The sequence below is a fragment of the Novosphingobium sp. AAP1 genome (assembly GCF_001295765.1).
Taxonomy (GTDB): domain Bacteria; phylum Pseudomonadota; class Alphaproteobacteria; order Sphingomonadales; family Sphingomonadaceae; genus Novosphingobium; species Novosphingobium capsulatum.
Map to the genome: position 1 here is coordinate 1 of NZ_LJHO01000047.1, position 1,390 is coordinate 1,390.

General features: G+C 62.2%; 1 protein-coding gene. It reads right to left on the reverse strand.

The window, feature by feature from the left end:
* Positions 1–261 precede the first annotated feature (261 nt).
* On the reverse strand, positions 262–1,287 hold the full coding sequence (locus IP65_RS20675) for an IS110 family transposase (RefSeq protein WP_054132916.1): 1,026 nt from the start codon (positions 1,285–1,287) through the stop codon (positions 262–264).
* Positions 1,288–1,390 lie beyond the last annotated feature (103 nt).

The following is a 1,390-nucleotide window of genomic DNA, read 5'->3' on the forward strand; positions in this document are numbered from 1 at the left end:
GGCCTATTGTCAATCCCGATTCGGCATAATCACGTCGCCGGCTTCATGCTTCTGTCCGCAGTCACCGCAAGGGCGCTGCATGATGGATGTCCTCAACGAACCGGCCGACCAATCTAGAAACGCGCAGTCACCCGAAGGGCTGCTCCCGTCTTACCGGCCTGACCTGGCTCGTGCGTCCCGGCGACGGGACCTTGCCATTGGGCGCGATGGTCCTCTCGCCCGAAACCCTTGTGTCCTACCTTCGTCCCTGTTCGATAACGATCACGCTGCAACCAGCCTGTGCTCGAAGCATGTCCCGTCGCTGAGCATACGGTGCATGACGACTGCCAGCTTGCGCGCCAAAGCGACCTTGGCCTTCTTCATGCCCGCCCGGCTAGCAATCTTCGCCGCCCAGCTCTTGAGCTGCGATCCCTTGACCGGCCGGGTCAGGATGATGTTGGCCGCCTCGTATAATGCCGTGCGCACCTCCTGGTCACCGCATTTGGAAATGCGCCCGGTAACATCAGTCTCCCCCGACTGGTACTTGCGCTGGGTCAGGCCCAAATGTGCTCCCACAGTCCGCGATGACCGAAACCGGGCCGGATCATCAATCGCCGAAACGAACGTCAGCGAGATCAGCGCTCCGACACCGGGCACAGTCATCAGCAACTGCGCCCTCTCGTCCTGGCGAGCCCGGCTATTGACCAGACCATCGAGCCTGCGAAACTGTTCAAGCAGCGTAGCCCGCGCCTTCAACAGGGCGTCCACCGCATTGTCGAGCCCGGGAACCGATGCCGCCAGTTCCCGAGCACGGCCTTCAAAAGTCTTGCGGTTGGTCGGCCCTACCTTCAGCCCGTAGCCACGCAGCAGTCCGCGCAGGCACAGCTCAAGATCGATGTACTTCGACTGTAGCATCTTGCGGCCAGCCAACAGCGTCCTGTTCTCCTGCGCTTCCTGCGACTTGCAATGAACCGGTCGATACCAGCCCAGGCGCATCAACTGGGCAATGCCGCGGGCATCCTTGCGGTCGGTCTTCACCGGCATCGACCGGAATGCATCGCGCACCTGTCTCGTCTCGAGCAGGGTCACTGGCAACTTCGCCTCGATCATCGCGGCATAGAGCCATTGCGACAGCGGGCCAGCCTCCAGGCCGATCGCCGCCATCTGAAAGTCCAGACCCTCGAACCAGGCGACGATCGCCCCAGGTTCGCTGGCAACACGCGCCTCCTTCACAATGCTGCCCGCAGCATCCACAACGCAGAAATGCGAGACTTCCAGCGAAACGTCGATCCCGGTATAGTAGCCCACGGTGGTCTCCCTCGATGCTTGGCGCAGCCCAACCGCTGACGCCGTTCAACCATCGTACCGGGAGGCCACCAACCCTGCATCAGGGATGCGCAACCGACGCCGG